19 protein-coding genes, 1 pseudogene and 1 riboswitch are annotated in these 21,034 nt (G+C 71.9%); of the genes and pseudogenes, 11 read left to right on the plus strand and 9 right to left on the minus strand.

Translation table 11 applies throughout. The features are described from left to right. The first annotated feature begins 115 nt into the window (after positions 1 to 115). Positions 116 to 1,729 carry a succinic semialdehyde dehydrogenase gene (locus ACIHEJ_RS25695; RefSeq protein ID WP_400138982.1) on the plus strand — a complete coding sequence of 538 codons (1,614 nt, stop codon included), beginning with the start codon at positions 116 to 118 and terminating at the stop codon, positions 1,727 to 1,729. A 71-nt stretch (positions 1,730 to 1,800) separates the two neighbouring features. Then, the gene (locus ACIHEJ_RS25700) at positions 1,801 to 3,582 is read left to right on the plus strand and encodes a GMC family oxidoreductase N-terminal domain-containing protein (protein WP_400138983.1); all 1,782 of its coding nucleotides are present in this window, start codon (positions 1,801 to 1,803) and stop codon (positions 3,580 to 3,582) included. Between the two features lie 621 nt (positions 3,583 to 4,203). Here the strand turns inward: ACIHEJ_RS25700 and ACIHEJ_RS25705 are convergent. Continuing rightward, positions 4,204 to 4,518, minus strand: coding sequence for a chorismate mutase (locus ACIHEJ_RS25705; protein WP_400138984.1), 315 nt, complete (start codon positions 4,516 to 4,518; stop codon positions 4,204 to 4,206). A 285-nt stretch (positions 4,519 to 4,803) separates the two neighbouring features. Here ACIHEJ_RS25705 and guaA point away from each other — a divergent pair, with 285 nt between their 5' ends. Next, on the plus strand, positions 4,804 to 6,384 hold the full coding sequence (guaA, locus tag ACIHEJ_RS25710) for a glutamine-hydrolyzing GMP synthase (RefSeq protein WP_400138985.1): 1,581 nt from the start codon (positions 4,804 to 4,806) through the stop codon (positions 6,382 to 6,384). A gap of 12 nt (positions 6,385 to 6,396) precedes the next feature. Here the strand turns inward: guaA and ACIHEJ_RS25715 are convergent, their stop codons facing one another. After that, on the minus strand, positions 6,397 to 6,864 hold the full coding sequence (locus ACIHEJ_RS25715; RefSeq protein ID WP_400138986.1) for a pyridoxamine 5'-phosphate oxidase family protein: 468 nt from the start codon (positions 6,862 to 6,864) through the stop codon (positions 6,397 to 6,399). A gap of 140 nt (positions 6,865 to 7,004) precedes the next feature. Between ACIHEJ_RS25715 and ACIHEJ_RS25720 the strand changes: the two genes are divergently transcribed. Further along, positions 7,005 to 7,799, plus strand: coding sequence for a class II aldolase/adducin family protein (locus tag ACIHEJ_RS25720; protein ID WP_400138987.1), 795 nt, complete (start codon positions 7,005 to 7,007; stop codon positions 7,797 to 7,799). Here the strand turns inward: ACIHEJ_RS25720 and ACIHEJ_RS25725 are convergent. Beyond that, positions 7,792 to 8,679, minus strand: coding sequence for a DUF4429 domain-containing protein (locus tag ACIHEJ_RS25725; protein WP_400138988.1), 888 nt, complete (start codon positions 8,677 to 8,679; stop codon positions 7,792 to 7,794). The two genes, ACIHEJ_RS25720 and ACIHEJ_RS25725, sit on opposite strands and share 8 nt — an antisense overlap. A gap of 190 nt (positions 8,680 to 8,869) precedes the next feature. On the opposite strand from ACIHEJ_RS25725, the gene ACIHEJ_RS25730 reads away from it, so the two are divergent. From ACIHEJ_RS25730 to ACIHEJ_RS25745, 4 genes and pseudogenes are all read left to right on the plus strand, one after another. After that, positions 8,870 to 10,156: a hypothetical protein gene (locus ACIHEJ_RS25730; protein WP_400138989.1), complete on the plus strand. Its 1,287-nt coding sequence runs from the start codon at positions 8,870 to 8,872 to the stop codon at positions 10,154 to 10,156. 183 nt (positions 10,157 to 10,339) lie between these two features. Then, positions 10,340 to 10,870 carry a DoxX family protein gene (locus tag ACIHEJ_RS25735; protein WP_400138990.1) on the plus strand — a complete coding sequence of 177 codons (531 nt, stop codon included), beginning with the start codon at positions 10,340 to 10,342 and terminating at the stop codon, positions 10,868 to 10,870. A 104-nt stretch (positions 10,871 to 10,974) separates the two neighbouring features. After that, positions 10,975 to 11,676, plus strand: a complete 702-nt coding sequence (locus ACIHEJ_RS25740; protein WP_400138991.1) for a hypothetical protein — start codon at positions 10,975 to 10,977, stop codon at positions 11,674 to 11,676. Positions 11,677 to 11,753: 77 nt separating this feature from the next. After that, positions 11,754 to 12,029 (plus strand): annotated as a pseudogene (locus ACIHEJ_RS25745) (IS630 family transposase); the annotation flags it as partial. A gap of 17 nt (positions 12,030 to 12,046) precedes the next feature. Here the strand turns inward: ACIHEJ_RS25745 and ACIHEJ_RS25750 are convergent. The 3 genes from ACIHEJ_RS25750 to ACIHEJ_RS25760 all read right to left on the minus strand — a co-directional run bounded on the left by ACIHEJ_RS25750 (position 12,047) and on the right by ACIHEJ_RS25760 (position 14,235). Then, positions 12,047 to 12,445 carry a hypothetical protein gene (locus ACIHEJ_RS25750; RefSeq protein ID WP_400138992.1) on the minus strand — a complete coding sequence of 133 codons (399 nt, stop codon included), beginning with the start codon at positions 12,443 to 12,445 and terminating at the stop codon, positions 12,047 to 12,049. Between the two features lie 118 nt (positions 12,446 to 12,563). Further along, positions 12,564 to 12,773 (minus strand): hypothetical protein, encoded by a 210-nt coding sequence (locus tag ACIHEJ_RS25755; protein WP_400138993.1) that lies wholly within the window; start codon positions 12,771 to 12,773, stop codon positions 12,564 to 12,566. Continuing rightward, the gene (locus ACIHEJ_RS25760; RefSeq protein WP_400138994.1) at positions 12,760 to 14,235 is read right to left on the minus strand and encodes a PspC domain-containing protein; all 1,476 of its coding nucleotides are present in this window, start codon (positions 14,233 to 14,235) and stop codon (positions 12,760 to 12,762) included. The genes ACIHEJ_RS25755 and ACIHEJ_RS25760 overlap by 14 nt, the downstream gene beginning before the upstream one ends. Before the next feature lie 211 nt (positions 14,236 to 14,446). Here ACIHEJ_RS25760 and ACIHEJ_RS25765 point away from each other — a divergent pair, with 211 nt between their 5' ends. Together ACIHEJ_RS25765 and ACIHEJ_RS25770 are read left to right on the plus strand one after the other, a co-directional pair. Beyond that, on the plus strand, positions 14,447 to 15,736 hold the full coding sequence (locus tag ACIHEJ_RS25765) for a PspC domain-containing protein (RefSeq protein ID WP_400138995.1): 1,290 nt from the start codon (positions 14,447 to 14,449) through the stop codon (positions 15,734 to 15,736). Continuing rightward, entirely contained in the window at positions 15,733 to 16,443 is a 711-nt protein-coding gene (locus ACIHEJ_RS25770; RefSeq protein WP_400138996.1) for a LuxR C-terminal-related transcriptional regulator, read from the plus strand. The genes ACIHEJ_RS25765 and ACIHEJ_RS25770 overlap by 4 nt, the downstream gene beginning before the upstream one ends. A 19-nt stretch (positions 16,444 to 16,462) precedes the next feature. On the opposite strand, the gene ACIHEJ_RS25775 is transcribed toward ACIHEJ_RS25770, so the two are convergent. Further along, complete coding sequence (locus ACIHEJ_RS25775; RefSeq protein ID WP_400139156.1) at positions 16,463 to 17,527, minus strand: NlpC/P60 family protein; 1,065 nt, start codon at positions 17,525 to 17,527, stop codon at positions 16,463 to 16,465. A 483-nt stretch (positions 17,528 to 18,010) separates the two neighbouring features. Here ACIHEJ_RS25775 and ACIHEJ_RS25780 point away from each other — a divergent pair, with 483 nt between their 5' ends. Next, positions 18,011 to 18,364: a hypothetical protein gene (locus ACIHEJ_RS25780; RefSeq protein WP_400138997.1), complete on the plus strand. Its 354-nt coding sequence runs from the start codon at positions 18,011 to 18,013 to the stop codon at positions 18,362 to 18,364. A gap of 4 nt (positions 18,365 to 18,368) precedes the next feature. On the opposite strand, the gene ACIHEJ_RS25785 is transcribed toward ACIHEJ_RS25780, so the two are convergent. Both ACIHEJ_RS25785 and ACIHEJ_RS25790 read right to left on the minus strand, forming a co-directional pair. Beyond that, a complete protein-coding gene (locus ACIHEJ_RS25785; protein WP_400138998.1) occupies positions 18,369 to 19,334 on the minus strand; it encodes a tellurite resistance/C4-dicarboxylate transporter family protein in 966 nt (321 codons plus the stop codon). A gap of 167 nt (positions 19,335 to 19,501) precedes the next feature. Continuing rightward, positions 19,502 to 20,689: a C40 family peptidase gene (locus tag ACIHEJ_RS25790; protein WP_400138999.1), complete on the minus strand. Its 1,188-nt coding sequence runs from the start codon at positions 20,687 to 20,689 to the stop codon at positions 19,502 to 19,504. A gap of 7 nt (positions 20,690 to 20,696) precedes the next feature. After that, positions 20,697 to 20,868, minus strand: a riboswitch (cyclic di-AMP (ydaO/yuaA leader). Positions 20,869 to 21,034: the final 166 nt, after the last annotated feature.

Raw genomic sequence — 21,034 nt, forward strand, 5'->3', positions numbered from 1 at the left:
CAACGCCCTGATCAGCGCATTCGCTGCCAGTGATCACTGGCAGTGTGTGAGCAGTCGGTGAATCCCCGTTACCGACGGGTACCCAAAGCCTCCGGCGCGGCATACCCTGCGCGTCATGACGGACACGCAGGCCTCGGACATCGCCGGTACCAACCCCCTCGCGCCCGCCCCCGAAGGCGCCCGCACCGCCGCCGACGTGGTGACCCCGGAACTGGTGGCCCAGCTCACCAAGGGCGTCGTCGGCTCCGGTCGTACCGCCAACCACACCCCGTTCACCGGCGAGAAGCTGGCCGACCTGCCCGAGTCCACCCCCGACGACGTGCTCGAGGCGTTCGAGGCGGCCCGGACCGCGCAGGCCGTCTGGGCGAAGACCCCCGTACGGCAGCGGGCCGCCGTCCTCCTCCGCTTCCACGACCTGGTGCTCCAGCGGCAGGCCGAGGTCCTCGACCTCATCCAGCTGGAGACCGGCAAGGCCCGGCTGCACGCGCACGAGGAGGTGCAGGCCGTCGCCGTCGCGGCCCGTCACTACGGCCGCCGCGCCGCCGCCTACCTGAAGCCGAAGCGGCACGCGGGCGCCATGCCGACCCTGACCAAGGTCACCGAACTCCGGCAGCCGCGCGGGGTCGTGGGCCAGATCGCCCCCTGGAACTACCCCCTGGAGCTGTCCGTCGGCGACGCCCTGCCGGCCTTCGTCGCGGGCAACGCGGTGGTGATGAAGCCGGACACCGAGACCTGCCTCACCGCGCTCTGGGCACGCGACCTGCTCATCGAGGCAGGCCTGCCCGAGGGCGTCTTCCAGATCGTCCTCGGCGAGGGCCCCGTCGTCGGCCCGGAGCTGGTCAAGCACGCCGACTACGTTTCCTTCACCGGCTCCACCCGCACCGGCCGCGAGGTGGCCCAGGGCGCCGCCGCCCGCCTGGTCGGCGTCTCCCTCGAACTCGGCGGCAAGAACGCCATGCTGGTCCTGGAGGACGCCGACATCGAGAAGGCCGCCGCCGGCGCCGTACGGGCCTGCTTCTCCTCCGCCGGTCAGCTCTGCATCTCCATCGAGCGGCTCTACGTCCACGAGTCCGTCGCCGACGCCTTCCTGGAGCGCTTCGCCGCCCGCACCCGGGCCATGCGGCTCGGTAACTCCCTCGCCTACGGCGCCGACATGGGCTCGCTGGTCGGGGAGCGGCAGCTGAAGACCGTCGAACGGCACGTCCAGGAGGCCGTCACCAAGGGCGCGAAGGTGGTCGCGGGCGGGGTGGCCCGCCCCGACATCGGCCCCTACTTCTTCGAGCCCACCATCCTCGACGGCGTCGAGGACTCCATGGCGGTGTGCGAGGAGGAGACCTTCGGCCCGGTCGTCTCGGTCTACCGCTTCAAGAGCGACGAGGAGGCCGTCGAGCGTGCCAACGCCACGCCGTACGGCCTGAACGCGTCCGTGTGGACCAGGAGCGCCCGCCGCGGCCTGGACGTCGCCGGCCGCCTGCGCACCGGCACGGTCAACGTCAACGAGGGCTACGCCCCCGCCTACGGCAGCGTCCAGTCCCCGATGGGCGGCATGAAGGACTCCGGCCTCGGCCGCCGGCACGGCTCCGAAGGCATCCTCAAGTACACGGAGGCCCAGACGGTGGCCCAGCAGCGCCTGCTGCCGATGGCGCCGTCGCTGGGCATGACGGACGAGAAGTACGCCCAGTTCATGAGCACGAGCCTCCGGGTCATGAAGGCGTTCCGGTTCAGGTAGCCAACCCAGGGGCGCGGGGAAGCGCGCCCGGCCACAGACGGCCCGCAGCCGAAACTCAATGAGGAGTACACGTGCCGCAAGATGCCTACGACTATGACGTCCTGATCGTCGGCTCCGGCTTCGGCGGCTCGGTATCCGCCCTGCGTCTGACGGAAAAGGGATACAAGGTCGGCGTCCTCGAAGCCGGACGCCGCTTCACCCGCGACACCCTCCCGAAGAACTCGTGGGACCTGAAGAACTACCTCTGGGCCCCCAGGCTCGGCCTGTTCGGCATCCAGCGCATCCACCTGCTGGGCAACGTGATGGTGCTGGCGGGCGCGGGCGTCGGCGGCGGCTCGCTCAACTACGCCAACACCCTCTACGTCCCCCCGAAGCCCTTCTTCGAGGACCCGCAGTGGCGGCACATCACCGACTGGCAGGAGGAGTTGACGCCGTACTACGACCAGGCCCAGCGCATGCTCGGCGTCCGGCTCAACCCCACCATGACCCCCTCCGACGTGCATCTGAAGGCGGCGGCCGAACGGATGGGCGTCGGCGACACCTTCCACCTCGCCCCGGTCGGCGTCTTCTTCGGCGACGGCAAGGACGCCGACGGGTCGGCGAAGGCGAAGCCGGGGGAGCGGATCGCGGACCCGTACTTCGGCGGGGCCGGGCCGTCCCGCAACGCCTGCACCGAGTGCGGCGAGTGCATGACGGGCTGCCGGCACGGCGCGAAGAACACCCTCAACGAGAACTACCTGCACCTCGCCGAGAAGGCGGGCGCGGTGGTCCACCCCATGACGACGGTCGTGTCGGTCACCGACGACTCGCGGGGCGGATACGCCGTGGCCACCCTGCCGACCGACCGGAAGAAGAAGGGCGAGGGCCGGATCTTCACCGCGCGCAGGGTCGTCCTCGCGGCGGGCACCTACGGCACCCAGACCCTGCTGCACCGCATGCGGTCGGGCGGCCAGCTGCCGTACCTGTCGAACCGGCTGGGCGAGCTGACCCGCACCAACTCCGAGGCGCTGGTCGGCGCGCAGACCGACAGCCGGCGCTACCGCAAGGCGACCGGCGAGCCGAAGGCCGACTTCACCCGCGGCGTCGCGATCACCTCCTCCATCCACCCGGACGAGAACACGCACATCGAGCCCGTCCGCTACGGCAAGGGCTCCAACGCGATGGGCGGTCTGTCGATCCTCCAGGTGCCCTACAGCGAGGGCTCCTCGCGGGTCCTGGCCTGGCTGGCGAACGCGGCCCGGCACCCGATGCTGGTCGCCCGCTCGCTGTCCAACCGGCGCTGGTCGGAGCGGACCATCATCGGCCTGGTCATGCAGTCGCTGGACAACTCGCTGACCACGTACCTGAAGCCGGGCGGCGTCGGCAAGGGCCTGCTCACCGCGCGACAGGGCCACGGCTCCCCGAACCCCAAGCAGATCAAGGCCGCCACGGAGGCCGCCTCCGCGCTCGCCGCCGAGATCAACGGGTTCGCGGGCAGCAACGTCGGCGAGCTGATGGGCACCCCGCTGACCGCGCACTTCCTCGGCGGCTGCCCCATCGGCGACTCCGCGGAGACGGGCGTGATCGACCCCTACCACCGCCTCTACGGCCACCCGGGCATCTCGGTCGTGGACGGTGCGGCGGTCTCGGCGAACCTGGGCGTGAACCCGTCGCTGACGATCACCGCGCAGGCCGAGCGGGCGATGTCCTTCTGGCCGAACAAGGGCGAGGAGGACCCGCGTCCGGCCCAGGGAGCGGCGTACGAGCGGTTGAAGCCGGTGGAGCCGCAGTCCCCGGCGGTGCCGGCGGAGGCGTTCGGGGCGCTGCGGCTGCCGTTCCTGGGGATGCCGGCGGTGCCGGCGAAGAAGCAGTAGAGCCCGCAACCGCACAGAGGGACCTGCATCCCCCTCCGAAGGCAGGTCCCTCTTGGCGTCTTTTCGGACTCGGCAGGTTTGATCAGCGAGAACGCGGAAGGGTTGCTCCGGCCGCACCGGTTTGTGGTGTGGGGTGCGTCACATCGGGATGACGAAAGGGCCCCGCGGGACGGAGAAACCGCGGGGCCCTTCTCGGGTCAGCACCGACGTCAGAGCGGCGTCGGTGCCAGGAGCGGCGCCGGGGGGGTGCGCCGCTGGTTCCGGGGAGGCAGCAGTGCCGGGGTCTGCGCGGGGACTCGGGGATTCGGCGCATTGTGCTGGATGGGTGACATCCGCAACCGTGCGACCCGGCACCGGTGGTATATGTGCAGTTTTCCGCCGATCGGCTCCGGGCGTCCCCGGAGCCGATCGTTCTCTTGGGTGACCGGGCTGCTGTCCCCTGCCGTCCGGTCACTTCCCTGGAGCGAGGTCCCACGGCGCACGGCACGACCCGTACGCCTCATCGCCCCAGCGAGCCACGCGTGGTTCTGTCGGGCCCGCCCCTGGCTGGCACGGACACCCCGCTCAACGAAGGGCTGCGCGGGCCGGTCACGCGCCGTACGGGTGAGACGGCGCTCGAACTCAGATGCGACCCCGGCTCAGTTCCAGCAGGGTCATGGCGAGGGCGGTGCCGGGCTTGCCGAGGGCCTCGCGGTAGCGGCCGAGGATCTCCATCTCACGGGAGAGGTTCACCCGCCGGCCGCCGGAGGCGATCCGGGTCTCCTGGACGACGGCGGAGACGGCCATCCGTTCCTGCACGAGACCGATGATCCGGTCGTCGAGCGAGTCGATGCGCTCGCGGGCGTTCGCGATGGTCGTCTCCGGAGTGACCGCGCGGGTCACGTCCTGCGGAGTGACCGTGGCGGTCATGGCTTCCGGGGTGACGGTGCTGCTCATGTCGGGGCTCCTCGATCGGAAGGGTGTGGAGCCCCGGAACGACAGAACCCGGAGAACGCCAGACGCCCCGGGCCTTGTCGGCCCGGGGCGCCTGGGAAGTCGCTTGGCGGTTCGCTCAAGCAGCACGACCATGGCAGCCGGCGGGCCGGGTGCCATAGGTAAAGACGAAGGTCGAGTGCTGAAGCATGGGCCCAGTATGCCATGGCGAAGTCCAGGGGAAGCCTTCCCGCCCACACCGTTAGACTCGGTAGCACAGACCCCCGCCCGACCACCAGAAGGCACCCCGTGTCATCAGCGACTCCCACTGACGCCACCCCCGACACCGTCCTGGTAGTCGATTTCGGTGCGCAGTACGCCCAGCTCATCGCCCGTCGCGTCCGCGAGGCGCGGGTCTACAGCGAGATCGTGCCGAGCACCACGCCGGTCCAGGAGATGCTCGCCAAGAACCCGGCGGCGATCATCCTCTCCGGCGGCCCCTCCTCGGTGTACGAGCCGGGTGCGCCCACCCTCGACCGTGCGCTCTTCGAGGCCGGCGTCCCCGTCTTCGGCATGTGCTACGGCTTCCAGCTGATGGCCCAGGCCCTCGGCGGCACCGTCGACAACACCGGTGCCCGTGAGTACGGCCGTACCGACCTGCACGTCTCGAAGAACTCCTCCACCCTGTTCGAGGGCACCCCGGACGAGCAGCACGTGTGGATGTCGCACGGCGACGCCTGCTCCGCCGCCCCCGAGGGCTTCGCGGTCACCGCGTCCACGGACGTCGTCCCCGTCGCCGCCTTCGAGAACGACGAGAAGAAGCTCTACGGCGTCCAGTACCACCCCGAGGTCATGCACTCCACGCACGGCCAGCAGGTGCTGGAGCACTTCCTGTACCGCGGCGCGGGCCTCAAGCCGGACTGGACCACGGGCAACGTCATCGAGGAGCAGGTCGCCGCGATCCGCGAGCAGGTCGGCGACAAGCGCGCGATCTGCGGTCTGTCCGGCGGTGTCGACTCCGCCGTCGCCGCCGCCCTCGTCGCGCGGGCCATCGGCGACCAGCTGACCTGCGTGTACGTCGACCACGGCCTGATGCGCAAGGGCGAGACCGAGCAGGTCGAGAAGGACTTCGTGGCCGCGACCGGCGTGAAGCTGGTCGTCGTCGATGCCGAGGAGCGCTTCCTGACCGCCCTCAAGGGCGTCTCCGACCCCGAGGAGAAGCGCAAGATCATCGGCCGTGAGTTCATCCGCGTCTTCGAGCAGGCGCAGGCGGACATCATCGCCGACGAGGGCCCGGCCGTGGAGTTCCTGGTCCAGGGCACCCTGTACCCGGACGTGGTGGAGTCCGGCGGCGGCACCGGCACCGCGAACATCAAGTCGCACCACAACGTCGGCGGCCTGCCCGAGGACCTCGAGTTCCAGCTGATCGAGCCGCTGCGCAAGCTGTTCAAGGACGAGGTCCGCATGGTCGGCCAGGAGCTGGGCCTGCCGGAGGAGATCGTCCAGCGCCAGCCGTTCCCGGGCCCGGGGCTCGGCATCCGCATCGTCGGTGAGGTGACCAAGGAGCGTCTGGACCTGCTCCGCGACGCCGACGCCATCGCCCGCGAGGAGCTGACCGCGGCCGGCCTGGACCGGGACATCTGGCAGTGTCCGGTGGTCCTGCTCGCCGACGTCCGCTCGGTCGGCGTCCAGGGCGACGGCCGCACCTACGGTCACCCGATCGTGCTGCGCCCGGTCTCCTCCGAGGACGCCATGACGGCCGACTGGTCGCGACTGCCGTACGACGTCCTCGCCCGCATCTCGACCCGGATCACCAACGAGGTCCGGGACGTCAACCGCGTCGTCCTCGACGTGACCTCGAAGCCCCCGGGCACCATCGAGTGGGAGTAGTCCCCAGGAGCCCTAGGTGCGCTTGAGCGTGTGCAGGGGCTCACCGGGCTTCCAGACCTGGACGACGAGGTACTTCTCGTCCTCGACACAGGTCCGTACGACCTCGGTCAGCTCGGTACGGAAGAGGTGGAACGGCTGCGGCGGTTCCACCTCTTTCACGTACGCCCCCTTCACGTCCGCATCGACGACCTCGAACGCCCGCCCGCCCACCCGGACGTCCCCGCCGTCGCTCATGTCGTCGGCACCGGGGTTGGTCTGGAGCGCGAAGCGCGGGTCGCGGAGCAGGTCGAGCGCCTTGAGGGAGCCCGGCATCATCCCGAGCCACAGCTCTCCGCCCAGGAAGCGGACCTCCAGGCCGGAGGTGCGCGGAGAGCCGTCCTTGCGCAGGGTCGCGAGCACGTGGTGCCGGTACGCACCGAAGCGTTCCTCGGCGACCGCTGCCAGTCCGGGTGCGGTGGTGGTGAAGGCTGCCCAGTTCATACGCACCAGCCTCGCGGACAACCCCGACATCTTCTGTCAGGTATTCGCTGCGTACGTCATCTTTACAAAACAGCTCTGCCCTTTTGCGCCGGCCGGCGGTAACTTCCGGCCCGTACCGCAATCCCAGTGCTGGAGGATCTATGCACGGGCCGACCCCGCCCCTGCCGCTGCCCACCGACCAGCTGCAGTTCGCCATGCCCCCGATGCACGAATCCCTGGAGGACGAACGCCGGCACCGCAAGGAGCGCCTCGCCGGCGCCCTGCGGATCTTCGGGCGGACCGGCCTCGAGGACGGGGTGTCGGGGCACATCACGGCCCGCGATCCGGAGTTCTCCGACTGTTTCTGGGTCAACCCGTTCGGGATGCCGTTCAAGCACGTCACCGTCGGCGACCTGGTCCTCGCCAACCAGGACGGGCAGGTCATCGAGGGCCGCTACCACGTCAACCAGGCCGCCTTCACCGTCCACGCCCAGGTGCACGCCGCCCGCCCGGACGTCGTCGCCGTCGCCCACTGCCACTCCGTGCACGGCCGCGCCCTCGCCGCGCTCGGCGAGCTGGTCGAACCGATCACCCAGGAGAGCTGCGCCTTCTACGAGGACGTGGCGCTCTACGACGCCTACAGCGGCGTCACCGTGGACGCCGAGGAAGGCCGCCGCATCGCCGGCGCCCTGGGCTCGCGCAAGGCGCTCGTGCTGCGCAACCACGGCCTGCTCACCGTCGGGGACTCGGTGGACGCCGCTGCCTGGTGGTTCTTGTCCATGGAACGGTCCTGCCAGGTGCAGCTGCTGGCCCGCGCCGCCGGACGCCCGGTGCTCATCGACCACAAACTGGCCGTCGCCACGCGCGAACAGCTCGGCGGCGACCTGGTGGCCTGGATCAACTACCAGCCCCTGTGGCAGGACATCAGCCGCAGCGAACCGGACCTCCTCAGCTGAAGCCCCGCAGCACCGCTGCCTTCGTCCTCGCGAACTCCTCGTCCGTGAGCACCCCGTCCCGGTGCAGCGCCCCCAACTCCCGCAGCCGGCGGAGCAGTACGTCGTGCCGGTCGCCCTGCGCCGGTACGGCAGGACGCTGCCCGTCCAGGCCGTCGTACCCGCCGCCCACCCGGGTGGAGGGGTGCGGCAGCCGGGCCGTGACGGCCGCCGCGACCAGCGCGGTCAGCAGATCGCGCCGCACGCTGCCCCACAGGTCCAGGGTGTAGGGGTCGCGCTCGGGCGGCAGCTTGGAGAACACCGTCTCCGGGGTCACGAACCGCAGGAAGCCGTCCTCGTGCCCCGAGTTCGGCAGCCACTCCACCTGCACCAGATCGCCGACCGCGATGATCCTGGGGCCCGTCGCGCGCTTGACCCGGTCCGAGGTGTCGGCCCAGTCGATGCGGACCTGGCCGCCGTCGAAGGACACCGTGCCGTCGGAGGACCGCACCGACACCGGCACCGGCGGGCCCGGCAGCAGATAGGCGGTCGCGGGCTCCTTGGGCACCTGGTCGAGGAGCAGCGCGTGCCGGATCTCCTCCGCGACGTACTCGGCGACCCCGCCGCGGTTCGCGTCCACCGACAGCCGGTAGGGGTCGGCCGGGTCCGGGAGCCGGCCGCCGGTGGCCTGCAGCAGCGGGTCGGCGCCCTCGCGCAGCCGCATCCGCAGCCTGCCCCCCTTGCGCTCCGGCTCGTAGACCACCCCCGACACCGCCTCCAGGGGCACGGCGATCTCCCCGTACGTCTGCCGGAACAGCGGCACGGAGCGGTGCAGTCCGGGGGTGATCCGGATCGTGCTGCCGTCGAAGGCCCAGGTCCCGTCCCGCTGGATGATCTCGGCCATGCGGGAATTCTCGCAGCCGGGTCAACACGGCAGCCCGTACTTCACCCGCCGTGACCCGGCCCGACGGCCCCGCACGGCCCGCCGTAGGGAACAATTCGCTGGCGACGCAGGGGAGTTGCACGGCGACGGGACGGCCCACCGAGGGGCCGTCGGCCGTGTCGGAAGGTCGTGGGGAAGGCGGGCGTCGGGCATGGCGGTGCAGGAGGCGAGAGGAGGCACGGGTGCGGGTGCCGGGCGGCTTCATGAGGGCGGCTGCACCTGCGGGGACTGTCCGCACGGCGCCCGGGAGGGACACCGGCGGGCCGTCGCCGCGTTCCTGCGCCGTCGGGACGAGTTCGCGGCCGGGCAGGGCCTGCCGGCGGCCGTGGCGCACTCGGCGTCGGCGTCCCGCCAGTGGGTTTCGGAGGAGCTGACCCAGCGGGCGGAGGCCGTTGCCGAACGCGGTCGCGCCGAGGGCGAGGCATGGCTCGCCGGGCTGTGGGTGCGGACGGTGTGCGTGGTGTGGGGCGCGGTCGTCGCCCTGCTGCTCGGCGAGGCGCTCACCGCGATCGGCGCGGGCTGGACCGGCGCCCGCAGCGCGGCCCTGCTGGCCGCGCTCGTCGTGGCCGGCGCACTGACCGCCGCCTGCCGGCTCCACCGGGCGCGCGGCGGGATGCTCGCCCCGGTGATCGGCGAGGACAACCGGATGTCCACCTCCCGGACGGTGGCCGCCTCCTGGGTGCTGTTCGTCGGCTACGCCGTCCTGCTGCTGGCGGCCCGCCTGGCCGCCGCCTCCGACCACACCGAACGCGACGCGCTGATCTCGGGCCTCGATCTGGCGCGCGGCGCCGGCACGGTGAGCGTCCTCGCCGTGGTGTGCGGGATCGCCGTCCTGGTCCGCCGGGTGGTGACGCTGCGTGTCCTCGCCCAGCGGCTGCAGAAGGTGCCGGCGCACCGGCCGAGCGCCGCCGACCTGCTCACCGACGACTCCGGCCGGGGGTCCTTCACCGACATCCAGTACGTCGCCGTCAGCGCCGTCGCCCTGCTGTTCACCGCCGTACGGCTCGCCCGCCGCCCCGACCAGCTGCCCGACCTTCCCTGGGGGCTGGGGGTGATCGTGCTGGTCTCGGCCGCGACCTACCTGGCCGGCAAGTACGCCGAGGGCGGCCGCCCGGTGATCCTCTCGGTGGTCCGCGCCCGCGAACCCGGCGACCTGGACGGTCCGATCCGCACCGGCGACGACATCGAGATCCGCGGCACGGGCTTCGTCCCGCCCGGCGCCCAGGGCGCCGACCGGCTCTGCCGGACGGTCGTCCGTATCGGCGCGGTCGACGTCCATGTCCCGCTGGTCCCCGTCACGGGCGGCTTCCGCAACCCCACCGACACCGTCCTGACCGTGCCCGTCCCCGCCGATGTCGAACCCGGCACGGTGGAGATCCAGGTGATCACCGCGGCCGGGGTGGCGACCAACCGGTGCATCGTCCAGGTGACCGAGTGAACGGCGCGACCGGCTCCGACAAGCTCCCACTGCGCGTCCCCCTCCCGTCGCGCACACCCTTCCGCCGTGCGTGCGCAGGACCGAAATCCGGAAAAATCCGCGGGACAGGATTGAACGGGCCCCGCGCGTCATACGTATCGTCGAAGTGAGGGCGGTACCGCGGGCGAGAGGCGGCTGTAAACGATGACCCACAGCATCCGGACGGACACGGACATGGACCGGCTGGGTGGTTTGCGCAGCCTGCGGGACACCGCGAGCCACTACGCCCTGCTGCCCCTCCGCATCTTCCTCGGCGTCACCTTCCTCTACGCCGGCCTCAACAAGCTCACCGACAGCGCCTTCCTGAAGTCCGCCGGCACCGGCTCGATCGGCGACACCATGCGCGCGGCCCGCGACTCCGCCGCCGTCCCGGCGCTGATCGACCTGGCGCTGAAGAGCCCGGTCGGCTTCGGCTGCGGCATCGCCCTCGGTGAAGTGGCCGTCGGCATCGGCACCCTCCTCGGCCTGTTCGGCCGGCTGGCCGCGCTCGGCGGCGCCCTGATCTCGCTCAGCCTGTGGCTGACGGTGAGCTGGGCGACGACCCCCTACTACTACGGCAACGACCTCGCCTACCTGATGGCCTGGCTGCCGCTGATCCTCGCCGGCGCCCCCTACCTCTCCCTGGACGCGGCCTGGCGGACCCGGCGCCGCCGACGGTCCGGCGGCTACCGCTAGTGCTCTGACCGCATAGACACCTCACGTTGCCATGCCGTCAAGTCGGTCGGCCTTGAGGGCCGGGTTCTTCGAACAGTTCTGACCAGGCAGGGGAGAATCCCGGCATGGTGATGGCACGGCATTGGTACTCCTCGTCGCCCGTTGTGGACGGGCAAGCGCTCCTGGATGAGCCGGGCTTCTGGCCGGCGCACTTGGGGGATCTGTCCGAGGGCTTCGCGCCGGAGGCGTACGGCTCGGACGCGGGTGACGCGGACGCCATGCTGGACAAGCTCCACGACCCATCAGCGTGGCCAGTGTTCACGGTGCCTCTGACCGGCGGCTTCACGATCGTCGTGCACTACAACAGCGGCGAGGAGTTCACGACTACGGACTACTTCCTCACGCACCCCGACTGGAACCAGGATCTTGTCCTGGCCAGCGACGATCAGGACCGCATCGGCCCCGGGCTGTGCTGGCCCGAGCTCGCCGCCCTGCTGGAGGCACCACCGGGTGCCGCAGGCGTTGCCGACCCGCACGCCCGTCTCCTCCTTCTGTTGCCTGTTCTCGGCGACGCGGCGGTTCCGGAGGAGGCCGTGGCGGCGGTGGTCGAGGCTCTGATCGCTCAGGGTGCGCCCGAGGCGAGCGAGGCGTTGGCCAGGCAGCTGCTTCAGGGGCACCCCATGTGGGGTGTCGAGGACTGGTGGTTCGACGAGGACGAGCAGAGCTGGCTCTGCGAGGGCGATCACAGCCCGCGCAAGACCCCTCTCGGCGACCACCTGCCCCCGCAACGGCGAGCCGCTCTCGAAGCCTGTCTCACTCCCCGCTGACCGTCTCGAGCGGCGTCGCCAACGGCCTCGGCGAGAGGGGCCCCGAAGGCGAGCGACTCGTCGTAGGCCGTGCCGTGCTGAAGCACAAGGTCGAGTTGTGCTTCACCCCGACCTACGCCTCGTGGGCAAACTCGATTGAAGCGCACTTCGGACCGCTGAGGCAGTTCACCATCGCCAACTCCGACTACCCCAACCACACCGTCCGGACCCGCGCTCTGCACGCCTGCCTGCGGTGGCACAACGCCAATGCTCGTCACCGCGACGTCCTGGCCGCCGAACGCAAGGAACGCGCCCGCGTCCGAAGCGAGAAGGGCATCCGCTGGGGCAAACGCCTGCTCACGACGGCAGCCTGACCAAACGTTCCGGCGGTTCAGACCACCAGCGCCGCCTGCAGCGCACTGAACGTCTCACGCAGTTCCAACGTGGCGATCGGGTCGATCTCCATCTGCACATGGCACACGTCGTCGTCGCCGTTGGGCGTGAGGCGCACGAAAAAGGCGAAACCGTCCCCGACCGGCTCCGCCTTCAACGTCAGCGGATTGTTCCGACCAGGGGTCACCGCCGCCGAAAAGCGTCCACCCGACGGCGCGCGCAGGTGAGAGAGCATGCGGGCCACGAAGTCCACCACCTCCGCAGCGCTGAGATCCGCGGTGAAGTCAGCTGTCAGGCATGAGGACCAATCTGCGGTGATCTGCCAGCTGTCCGCACGGGTCCGAGCCAGTTCCAGCCACACGTCGTCGTTGCCGAGGCGTATCCGCGGCTCTTCCATCGTCGCCCTCCGGCATCCATGGTCTGGACTCAAGATCGTATGGGGCGGATCCACATCGTCGGAAGTCGTCTTGGCATCCACCGGCCCGCGAACCCGGCGAACCTTCCCGGTCAGAGCACTAGCCGCCCTCGGCACCGCCCCGTCTGCGTATCGCCCGGGCCAGTACCCCCGTGGCACCGCCCAGGCACAGGCCGCCGACCACCAGCGGCACGACCACGAACCACGGCGTCCGCCACACCCCGGCCGCGTCTCCCGCGTAGACCACGCCCGTGGCCGTCAGGAAGAGCCCGGCGACCAGCCTCCCCGGCTGGAACTCATGACGCAGCACGGCTGACCTCCACCTCTCCGACGCCGGCCCCGAGCGTGAGGTCCAGGGTGCCCGCGTCCTCGGCGCCCTTGGCCGGCGCCACCGTCACGACCTTGTGCCTGCCCGGCTGCACGTCCACGTCCTTCCTGTCGGCGCCGGGCAACCGGATGTCGCCCAGGCCCACGTCGATGTCCATGTGCACGGTCGGGTCCGCCGGCAGGATCACCTTCAGCTGTCCCGCTCCCACATGGGCGTCCGTCGCGGCGGTCCGTCCCTTGCCCGGGTGTATCCGGGTCAGGTCCAGGACGCCCCGCCCGGTGCCGAGCTCGTATCGGGGCCGCAGCTCCGTCGTCGCGGCCGGTCTCCAGGTCGTGTCCCGCCAGTGGGTGGTGATGTCCCGGGGCATGGCCGCCGCCCCGGCGAGCAGCGCCGCCGTGACGAGCGCCAGGAACACCGTCCCCGCTCCCGTGCGGCCGAGGACGGCGCTGACCATGACGCCCAGTCCGAAGACCGCCAGCGCACAGGCCAGGCCGGTCTGCAGGCTGGTGCCCAGCGGGTGGGTGTCCCAGGTCAGCCCGGTGCCCAGGCCGCCGGCGAGCAGGGCGAACAGGAACACCCAGCCGCCGACCCAGCGCGGGCCGCGCGGTCTCGAGGGCGCGGTGCGCGACGGCTGCGGGGAACCGGGGTGGGTCCAGGGGGCGGCGATGCCGACGTCGACGACCGAGAGGAGATCCCTCTCACGGGCCTCGCCGGGCCCCCACAGATAGCCGGTTCCGCCGACATGGGTGCCGTCCTTGACGATCGGGTCCCGCCACCAGGACGGGTAGGCGGTGACGACCGGCGGGGCCTGGGCCTCCGGCGGGGCGTCGGCGGCGGCCTGCGCGGAGAGCGGATCGGGATCGGGGGCGCCACGGCGCCGCGACCAGTACCCGGCGCCCGCCAGCAGCAGGGAGAGCACCACGGCGAAGGCCAGCACCGAGCCGTTCCTCAGCATGGTCAGGAAGACCCCGCAGCCGACCAGGGCGAACAGCACGGCGGCCAGCGCCTGGCCGTCGACCCGGCCCGTGAGCAGCCTGCGGACCTCGTTCTGCTCCCTGTCCTCGTACGGCACCAGCAGCCAGGCGAAGCCGTAGAAGATGAGGCCGATGCCGCCGGTCGCCGACAGCACGGCCAGGGTGATGCGGAAGATCACCGGGTCCATGTCGGTGTGCCGGCCGAGTCCCGCGCACACGCCCGCGATCATCTTGTGCCCGCGGTCGCGCCGGAACCGGGCGGTGCCGGCGGCGTCCTGGCGCAGCTGGTCCCGGCCCTGTTCCTGGCCGTGGTCGTCGGTCCTGGGGTCGGCGCCGGAACCGGTGTCGGCGTCGGCCGCTCCCGCCCCTTCCGTCGCGGCGGGCGCGGCATCCGTCGGCCCGGTGCCCGGGTCCGGGCGCGGGCCGGGGCCGGGTCCCGGACCCGTCGCGGCGTGCTCGTGATCCGTCATGCGTCCATGGTGACGGCCCACCCGGTGCGACGGCAGTCGGGACGACCCTGGGTGAACCCTGAAATCGGCCCTGAGACGGGGCCGGGAAGCGTTCGAGCAGCCCGGACCGCCGCCTGCCCGGCCCTCCCCGACCCGCCCCCGGCGAAGATCAGGGGCGTCTCGGGGGCCGACCCTGATGCTCCGCCCCGCCCGCCGTGTGACCATCGTTGGCATGCCGGAAGCCGCAAGCCTGCCACTCGACGACCCGCGGCCGCCGCGCAAGCTCTACCGCAGCAGCGACGGACGCTGGCTCGGCGGAGTGGCGCGGGGCCTGGCCGGGCATCTCGGGTTGCCCGTCGTCTGGGTGCGGCTGGCCTTCGTCGGCCTGTTCATGGCCAACGGACTCGGTGCGCTGTTGTACGCGGCCTTCTGGTTCTTCGTCCCGCTCGGCGTCGGGGGTGTCGGCGGCCAGAAGCCGCCGCTGGTGGCCACGGAGACCGCACCGGGCGGCCGGCGCAGACTGCTGACCCGCAAGCCTGACAAAGGGCAGATCGCCGCGCTGCTCCTCATGGTCATCGTGTCCATGGTCTTCGTGGGCAGCGTCAATCTCAGCGGCGCGGCCAAGGCGTATCTGGTGCCCGCCGTGCTCGTGGCGGCCGGTGTCGCCCTGGTCTGGCGGCAGGCGGACAACGCCCGGCGGGCCCGCTGGGTCGAGGCCGGCCGTCGGCGCCGCACCCTCACCCTGCTGCGTGCGGCCGCCGGTGTCCTGCTCGTCACCGCCGGCGTCTCCGCCGTCTTCGTCCTGCAGGGCTCCGCCGCTCACCTCGGCGCGGTCCTCCAGGCGGCCCTCGCCGTCCTCGTCGGCATCACACTCCTCGCCGGGCCGTACCTGGTACGCATGACCCAGGACCTGTCCGAGGAGCGCCTGATGCGCATCCGCGCCCAGGAGCGTGCCGAGGTCGCCGCCCACGTCCACGACTCCGTGCTGCACACCCTCACCCTGATCCAGCGCAACGCCGACAACGCGAACGAGGTCCGACGCCTGGCCCGCGCCCAGGAGCGCGACCTGCGCACCTGGCTGTACAAGCCGGAGGGCACCGGCAAGGACGAGGCCGACGAGCCGGACACGGTCGCCGAGGCGGTGCGGCGCAACGCGGCCGAGGTGGAGGACAAGCACGGTGTGCCCATCGAGGTCGTCGTGGTCGGCGACTGCCCGCTCGACGAGAGAATCGGGGCCCAGATGCAGGCCGCGCGCGAGGCGATGGTGAACGCCGCCAAGTACGGTGGCGAGGGCGGCGCCGTACAGGTCTATGCCGAGGTCGAGGGGAGAGCGGTCTTCGTGTCCGTGCGCGACCGGGGCCCGGGCTTCGACCTGGACTCGATACCCGCCGACCGTATGGGCGTCAGAGAATCGATCATCGGCCGCATGGAGCGCAACGGCGGCACGGCACGGCTGCGGGCGGTGCCGGGCGGTGGCACGGAGGTCGAGCTGGAGATGGAGAGGGTGGAGAAGACGTCATGAGCGACGCGACCGAGGCGAACGGCACGGCGGGAGCGGCGGAGGTGGGACGGCACGTCCAGGTCGTGCTGGTGGACGACCACAGGATGTTCCGCACCGGCGTGCAGGCCGAGATCGGCCAGACCGCCGAGACCGGCGTCGAGGTGGTCGGCGAGGCCGCGGACGTCGACCAGGCGGTCACGGTCATCACCGCGAGCCGGCCCGAGGTGGTTCTCCTCGACGTCCATCTGCCGGGCGGCGGGGGTGTCGAAGTGCTGCGCCGGTGCGCGGCGTTGATGGCCGACGCCGAGCGGCCCGTCCGCTTCCTCGCGCTGTCCGTGTCGGACGCGGCGGAGGACGTGATCGGCGTGATCCGCGGTGGCGCCCGCGGCTATGTCACCAAGACCATCACCGGCACCGACCTGATCGACTCGATCTTCCGGGTCCAGGAGGGCGACGCCGTCTTCTCGCCGCGCCTGGCCGGGTTCGTGCTGGACGCCTTCGCCTCCACCGACGCCCCGCCCGTGGACGAAGACCTCGACCGCCTCACCCAGCGCGAGCGCGAGGTGCTGCGCCTCATCGCCCGGGGCTACGCCTACAAGGAGATCGCCAAGCAGCTGTTCATCTCGGTGAAGACGGTCGAGTCCCATGTCTCGGCGGTCCTGCGCAAGCTCCAGCTGTCCAACCGGCACGAGCTGACCCGCTGGGCGACGGCCCGCCGACTGGTCTGACCCCTGCGGGAGCGCCCCCTCACACCACCCGGGTGGCCCCGGCGAACGGCATCTCGTCGATCGGTGCCACACGCACCGGTGCCGAGGGGTTCGGGGCGTGGATCATCCGGCCGCCTCCGATGTAGATGCCGACGTGGCTGATGCCCGAGTAGAAGAACACCAGGTCCCCGGGCTGGAGTTCGGAGCGGGAGACGCGTCGGCCCGCGTCGATCTGGGCGTAGGTGGTGCGGGGCAGGGAGATGCCGGCGGAGCGGTAGGCGGCCTGGACCAGGCCTGAGCAGTCGAAGGCGTTCGGGCCGGTCGCGCCCCACACATAGGGGCTGCCGAGCTTGGCGTAGGCGTACGCGAGGGCCGCCGCGGCGCGTGCGTCGGGGGCCGTGACGGACCCCGCCCGCTCCAGCGCGTCCCGCGCACTCGAGGCCGACCGCGAGGCGCGTCCCGCCGCGGCGCCGGCACCGGTGACCTCGGTCCGCTGCGCCGGGGTGAGCTGTCCCAGCAGCCGCCGGGCCTGGTCCAGCTTGCCGGTGACGGTCTTCTTCTGCCGCCGCAGTTCCGCCTGCCGGGACCGCAGCGAGGTCAGCTCCACCCGGGAGGCGCCGCGCAACTGCTCGATCTCCCGCAGCTGTTCACGCACCCGCGCCACGGCGGTGGCCTGCCGGTGACCCGCCCGCTCCGCGAACGCGGCGTCGTCCAGGTACCGGTCGGGATCGCCGGACAGAGCCAGCTGCCAGGCGGGGTCGACGGCGCCGTCGCGGTACTGCGCCGCCGCGATCGAACCCAGCGCGTCCCGGGCGGTGTTGAGCCGGTCCTGTCTGCGGGCGGCCTCGTCCCGCAGTGTGTTCAGCCGCCGCTGGGCCGCGTCCGCCCTCTCCTTCGCCCCGTCGTACTTCTGGGTGGCGGTCTCGGCCTGCTGGTACAGCTTGTCCACCCTGGCCTTCACCTGCGCCGGCGTCAGCTGCGGCTCGGCGTGGCCGGTCCCGTCGAAGCCCGTCGCCGTGGCGGCACCCGCCAGGACGATCGTGACGGCCGTCCGGACCGTATGACCGCTGAGCGAGCTCTGCCGGGGCTTGCGGTGCTCTGCCACCTGGACCGTCACGTCCTTCCGTACGACCCGTACGACCGAGCGGTCGATACGGCCGGCGGCGGCCCGCACAGGGGTATCGGGCCGCCGCCGGACCTTTCTCGGCGGGGCGACCGGCTGCCGCCCCTGGCCCGGGCGGCGGTGGGGAGCCGGTCACCTGGGGGAGGACGCTAGGCCGGACGGTGACGAGTCGGTAACGCGGTGTACGAAACTGGCTTCGACGGATCTCGAAGTGACTGTTCGTGACCGTATCGACGGTCCAAGGTTGCCTTCTTCACACAGCGTGGTGACCGAAGCGGGGAAACCGTGCCCGGCGACAGCCGCAGGATGCTACGGAGCGCATATATGCAAGATCCACGGCCCGATCACTGATTCCCGAGCCGCGACCACCGGGCGCCGTGGCCCCGATCATCACCGGGCTTCCCGGCCTCGGTCGCCGGGCCCGGTGGCAGAGGGCTCCCGGGCCCCTGGTTAGGCTCCGGCCCCATGGACGTACTCATCCATCTCTTCGTCGGCCTGCACATCATCGGCATCGCCGCGCTCCTCGGCGGCTTCCTCACCCAGATGAAGGCGATGGGCCAGGGCACGGCCCGGTTCGTCCCCGGGATGTTGCACGGCGCGCTGACCATGCTCGTCACCGGTGTGGCCCTGGTCGGGCTCAACCAGGCCGACGGCCACCACGTCAACGCCGTCAAGATCGGTGTGAAGCTCGCCCTGCTGATCGTGATCCTCGGGCTGGTCTATGTGAAGCGCGACGAGGAGAAGATCGACAAGGCCCAGTTCGGTCTGGTCGGGGCGCTGACCGCCGCCAACGTCTTCATCGCGGTCCTCTGGACCTGACGGGTCAGCCGTCCCTGCCGCCGGCGCGGGCCGCACGCACCGCACCGGCGGCGGTCACCAGCCACGCCGCCACCGCCACCCACACCAGCACGTGTCCCGGCCCCTCGAGCCACGGGACGCCCACGGCGGTCGCGACGGACAGCGTCGCCGCCGCCGTCATCCCCATCGGGAACACCGTCGCCCACCGCCGTACGTCGTAGGCGGGCCGGGGCCGCACCGCCTCGGTGGTCAGCAGCACGACGTAGCAGGCCAGGTCCAGCGCGAGCAGCACGACCGTCGCCGTGCGCAACACCGCGCGGTCGTCGCCGTCCCACAGGTACATGCGGCCATCGCCGGCCATGAGCAGCTTCGCCCCGGCCAGCGCCGAGATCGCCAGCGCTCCGCCGGCGATCCAGTGGTCTCCGGGGCCCTCCAGCACCTGCCGCGCGTCGAAGTGGGCGAGAGCGAAGCCGTAGAGCACCAGGCCCAGCCAGAACAGCACCAGCGCGGTGTGCGCGAGCCACGCCGTCCCCTCGGCCACGGCCAGCGTGGCGGCCAGCACGGCGAGCCCCTGCGTGGCCACACAGCACAGGAACACCGCACCCGGCATGCGCCGCTTCCAGTGCCCCACGACGAGCAGGAGCAGCGCCGGCCAGAGCAGGGCCGAGAGCGCCAGCAGCGCCTCGGCCAGGGTCTGCCGGCCCGACACCGAGAGCCCCGTGCCCAGCACGGTGGTCGCGGCCACGGCGGTGAGCGCACCCGGACTCTGCGCCTCGGCGATCCAGCGCTGCCGTTCGCCGACCAGCCGCAGCACGAAGTCGGCGGCCAGCGCGATCCAGCCGAGTCCGGTCAGCACCAGCGCCGGCTGCGAGAGCGTCTCGTCACCGGTCAGGTGCAGGCCCACCGAGAGGATGCCGGTCGCCATCACGGCGGCCCCGGCCGCGGGAGGCCGACCCGCCCACCACGCACGCAGAGCCGAGAAGCCGGACATGCGCCGATGCTAGGCAGCCGAGCGGCCCGGCATCGGGAAGGGCACGCGCGCGAGGGCGGGCGAAAACGCCGCTACGCGCGCGTGGGCACGGTGTGGAGGTCGTGCCGGCCCCGGGCACGACGCGGGCCGTCCGCGTCGTGTGCACCGCACGCGCGCGTGCGCCGCGGTCAGACCGGTCGCACCACGCTGTGGATCACCGGCTCTCCGAGGTGGTGGACCGCCTGCTCGCGGACGTACGCGCCGGGGCCCGGGGCGTGGATCATCATGCCGTCGCCGGTACAGAGTCCGACGTGGCTGCTGTCGTCGCGGAAGAAGACCAGGTCACCGGGGCGGGCGTCGTCGAGGGGCACGGCCGTGCCGGCGAACGCCTGGTCCCGGGCCGCGCGCGGGAGGGTGACGCCGGCGGCCTTCCAGGCGGCCTGGGTCAGGCCCGAGCAGTCGTAGGAGCCGGGGCCGCTGGCGCCGCTCACGTACGGCTTGCCGATCTGGGCGCGGGCGAAGGCGATCGCCTTCTCGGCCCTGGTGGCCTCGGGGCCGGGGGCGACGTAGGCCTGCGGTCCGGCGTCCGGCTGCTTCTCCTGGGAATGCGCGGTCGGGCGGGGGCTCGCCTCGGCCGTGAGCCGGGACAGCAGCTCGCGCGCGGTGCCGAGCTTGCGCTGGACGGCGGCCTTGGCGCCCTTCACGTCGTACGGCGCGGCGGCCGGTGTCTCCGTGGTCCTGGTGGCCTTCTCGCGTTCGGTCGCGTCCTTCACGCGCGAGGCCAGCCGGTTCATCACCCTGTGCTGGGCGAAGTGGTCCTGCGGATACTCCGCGAGGAGGGAGGCGGCCGGGTCCGGGGCCGCCGTGAACGGCGCCAGACCCTCGCGGGCCCTGGCGCGCCGGGCCGCGCGCCGGGCGCCCTCCTGGCGCGGTTCCTCGACGCGCGCCCGTTCGTGGGCCGTCCAACCCCGCTCACGCGCCCCCTCCGGGACCGCCCGGTCCCCGACGTGCGCCCGCTCGTGGACCGTCCGGTCCTCGCCGAGAGCCCTGTCCCGGGCCGTACGGTTCTCGGCCAGCGCGCGCTCCCGGGCCGCCTGGTCCTCGGCCCTGGCCCGCTGCCGGGCCGCGGCCTGTTCCTCGGCGCGCGCCCGTTGCCGGGCCGCCGACTCCTCCTCCGGCGATGCGTCGGCGCGGCGGTAGAACTCGTCGATCTTCTTCTCGATCTCCTCCAGGCTCGGCCTGCCGTCGTCGGCGGAGGCTGCCTCGGCCGTCTGGGACAGGACGGCCACGGAGGTGAACGCGGCGGTGGCGAGGGCAGGGCCACGCAGGCCCGGTCCACGGGTGCCGACGGGGCGCGGCTTGCGGTGCGACGCCAAGGCTGGCGACTCCTTCCAACGTGCCGCCTACCGGGTTAGCTGTCGGGTTCGGGCGCGTGCTTCGGAAGGGTTGCCCTACGGCGTCGTCCCGGGCGGGAGTCGGCCGATTCACCCCAGGATCGGTGGGTCCCCGGCTCCGGGCGCCGTGCGGGGCGCGCCGGACTCGGCGGAGGCCGCATGGCCCGGCGACGTTCGCCGGAGAGGGGTCGTGCGGCCTGACGGAAACCTAGCCAACTCGTGTGTCTTCTGTGAAGGTTGGTGCGAGGTATGTCCGATACATTTCCGTGACCTGAGGGCACTTTCACGTCCACGTGAGCAGGTGCTTCCGCAGCGTGAGGGGTTACC

This window comes from Streptomyces sp. NPDC052301, assembly GCF_044593395.1.
Lineage (GTDB): Bacteria > Actinomycetota > Actinomycetes > Streptomycetales > Streptomycetaceae > Streptomyces.

Bases quoted from the DNA above. Each gene is read 5' to 3' on its own strand.
- ACIHEJ_RS25725 (WP_400138988.1), bottom strand. From the start codon at position 8,679: ATGGCCGAGATCATCCAGCGGGACGGGACCTGGGCCTTCGACGGCAGC.
- ACIHEJ_RS25785 (WP_400138998.1), bottom strand. From the start codon at position 19,334: ATGTCCGGCTTCTCGGCTCTGCGTGCGTGGTGGGCGGGTCGGCCTCCC.
- ACIHEJ_RS25740 (WP_400138991.1), top strand. From the start codon at position 10,975: ATGGTGATGGCACGGCATTGGTACTCCTCGTCGCCCGTTGTGGACGGG.
- ACIHEJ_RS25750 (WP_400138992.1), bottom strand. From the start codon at position 12,445: ATGGAAGAGCCGCGGATACGCCTCGGCAACGACGACGTGTGGCTGGAA.
- ACIHEJ_RS25720 (WP_400138987.1), top strand. From the start codon at position 7,005: ATGCACGGGCCGACCCCGCCCCTGCCGCTGCCCACCGACCAGCTGCAG.
- ACIHEJ_RS25730 (WP_400138989.1), top strand. From the start codon at position 8,870: ATGGCGGTGCAGGAGGCGAGAGGAGGCACGGGTGCGGGTGCCGGGCGG.
- ACIHEJ_RS25705 (WP_400138984.1), bottom strand. From the start codon at position 4,518: ATGAGCAGCACCGTCACCCCGGAAGCCATGACCGCCACGGTCACTCCG.
- ACIHEJ_RS25715 (WP_400138986.1), bottom strand. From the start codon at position 6,864: ATGAACTGGGCAGCCTTCACCACCACCGCACCCGGACTGGCAGCGGTC.
- ACIHEJ_RS25695 (WP_400138982.1), top strand. From the start codon at position 116: ATGACGGACACGCAGGCCTCGGACATCGCCGGTACCAACCCCCTCGCG.
- ACIHEJ_RS25770 (WP_400138996.1), top strand. From the start codon at position 15,733: ATGAGCGACGCGACCGAGGCGAACGGCACGGCGGGAGCGGCGGAGGTG.
- ACIHEJ_RS25765 (WP_400138995.1), top strand. From the start codon at position 14,447: ATGCCGGAAGCCGCAAGCCTGCCACTCGACGACCCGCGGCCGCCGCGC.
- ACIHEJ_RS25735 (WP_400138990.1), top strand. From the start codon at position 10,340: ATGACCCACAGCATCCGGACGGACACGGACATGGACCGGCTGGGTGGT.
- ACIHEJ_RS25780 (WP_400138997.1), top strand. From the start codon at position 18,011: ATGGACGTACTCATCCATCTCTTCGTCGGCCTGCACATCATCGGCATC.
- ACIHEJ_RS25760 (WP_400138994.1), bottom strand. From the start codon at position 14,235: ATGACGGATCACGAGCACGCCGCGACGGGTCCGGGACCCGGCCCCGGC.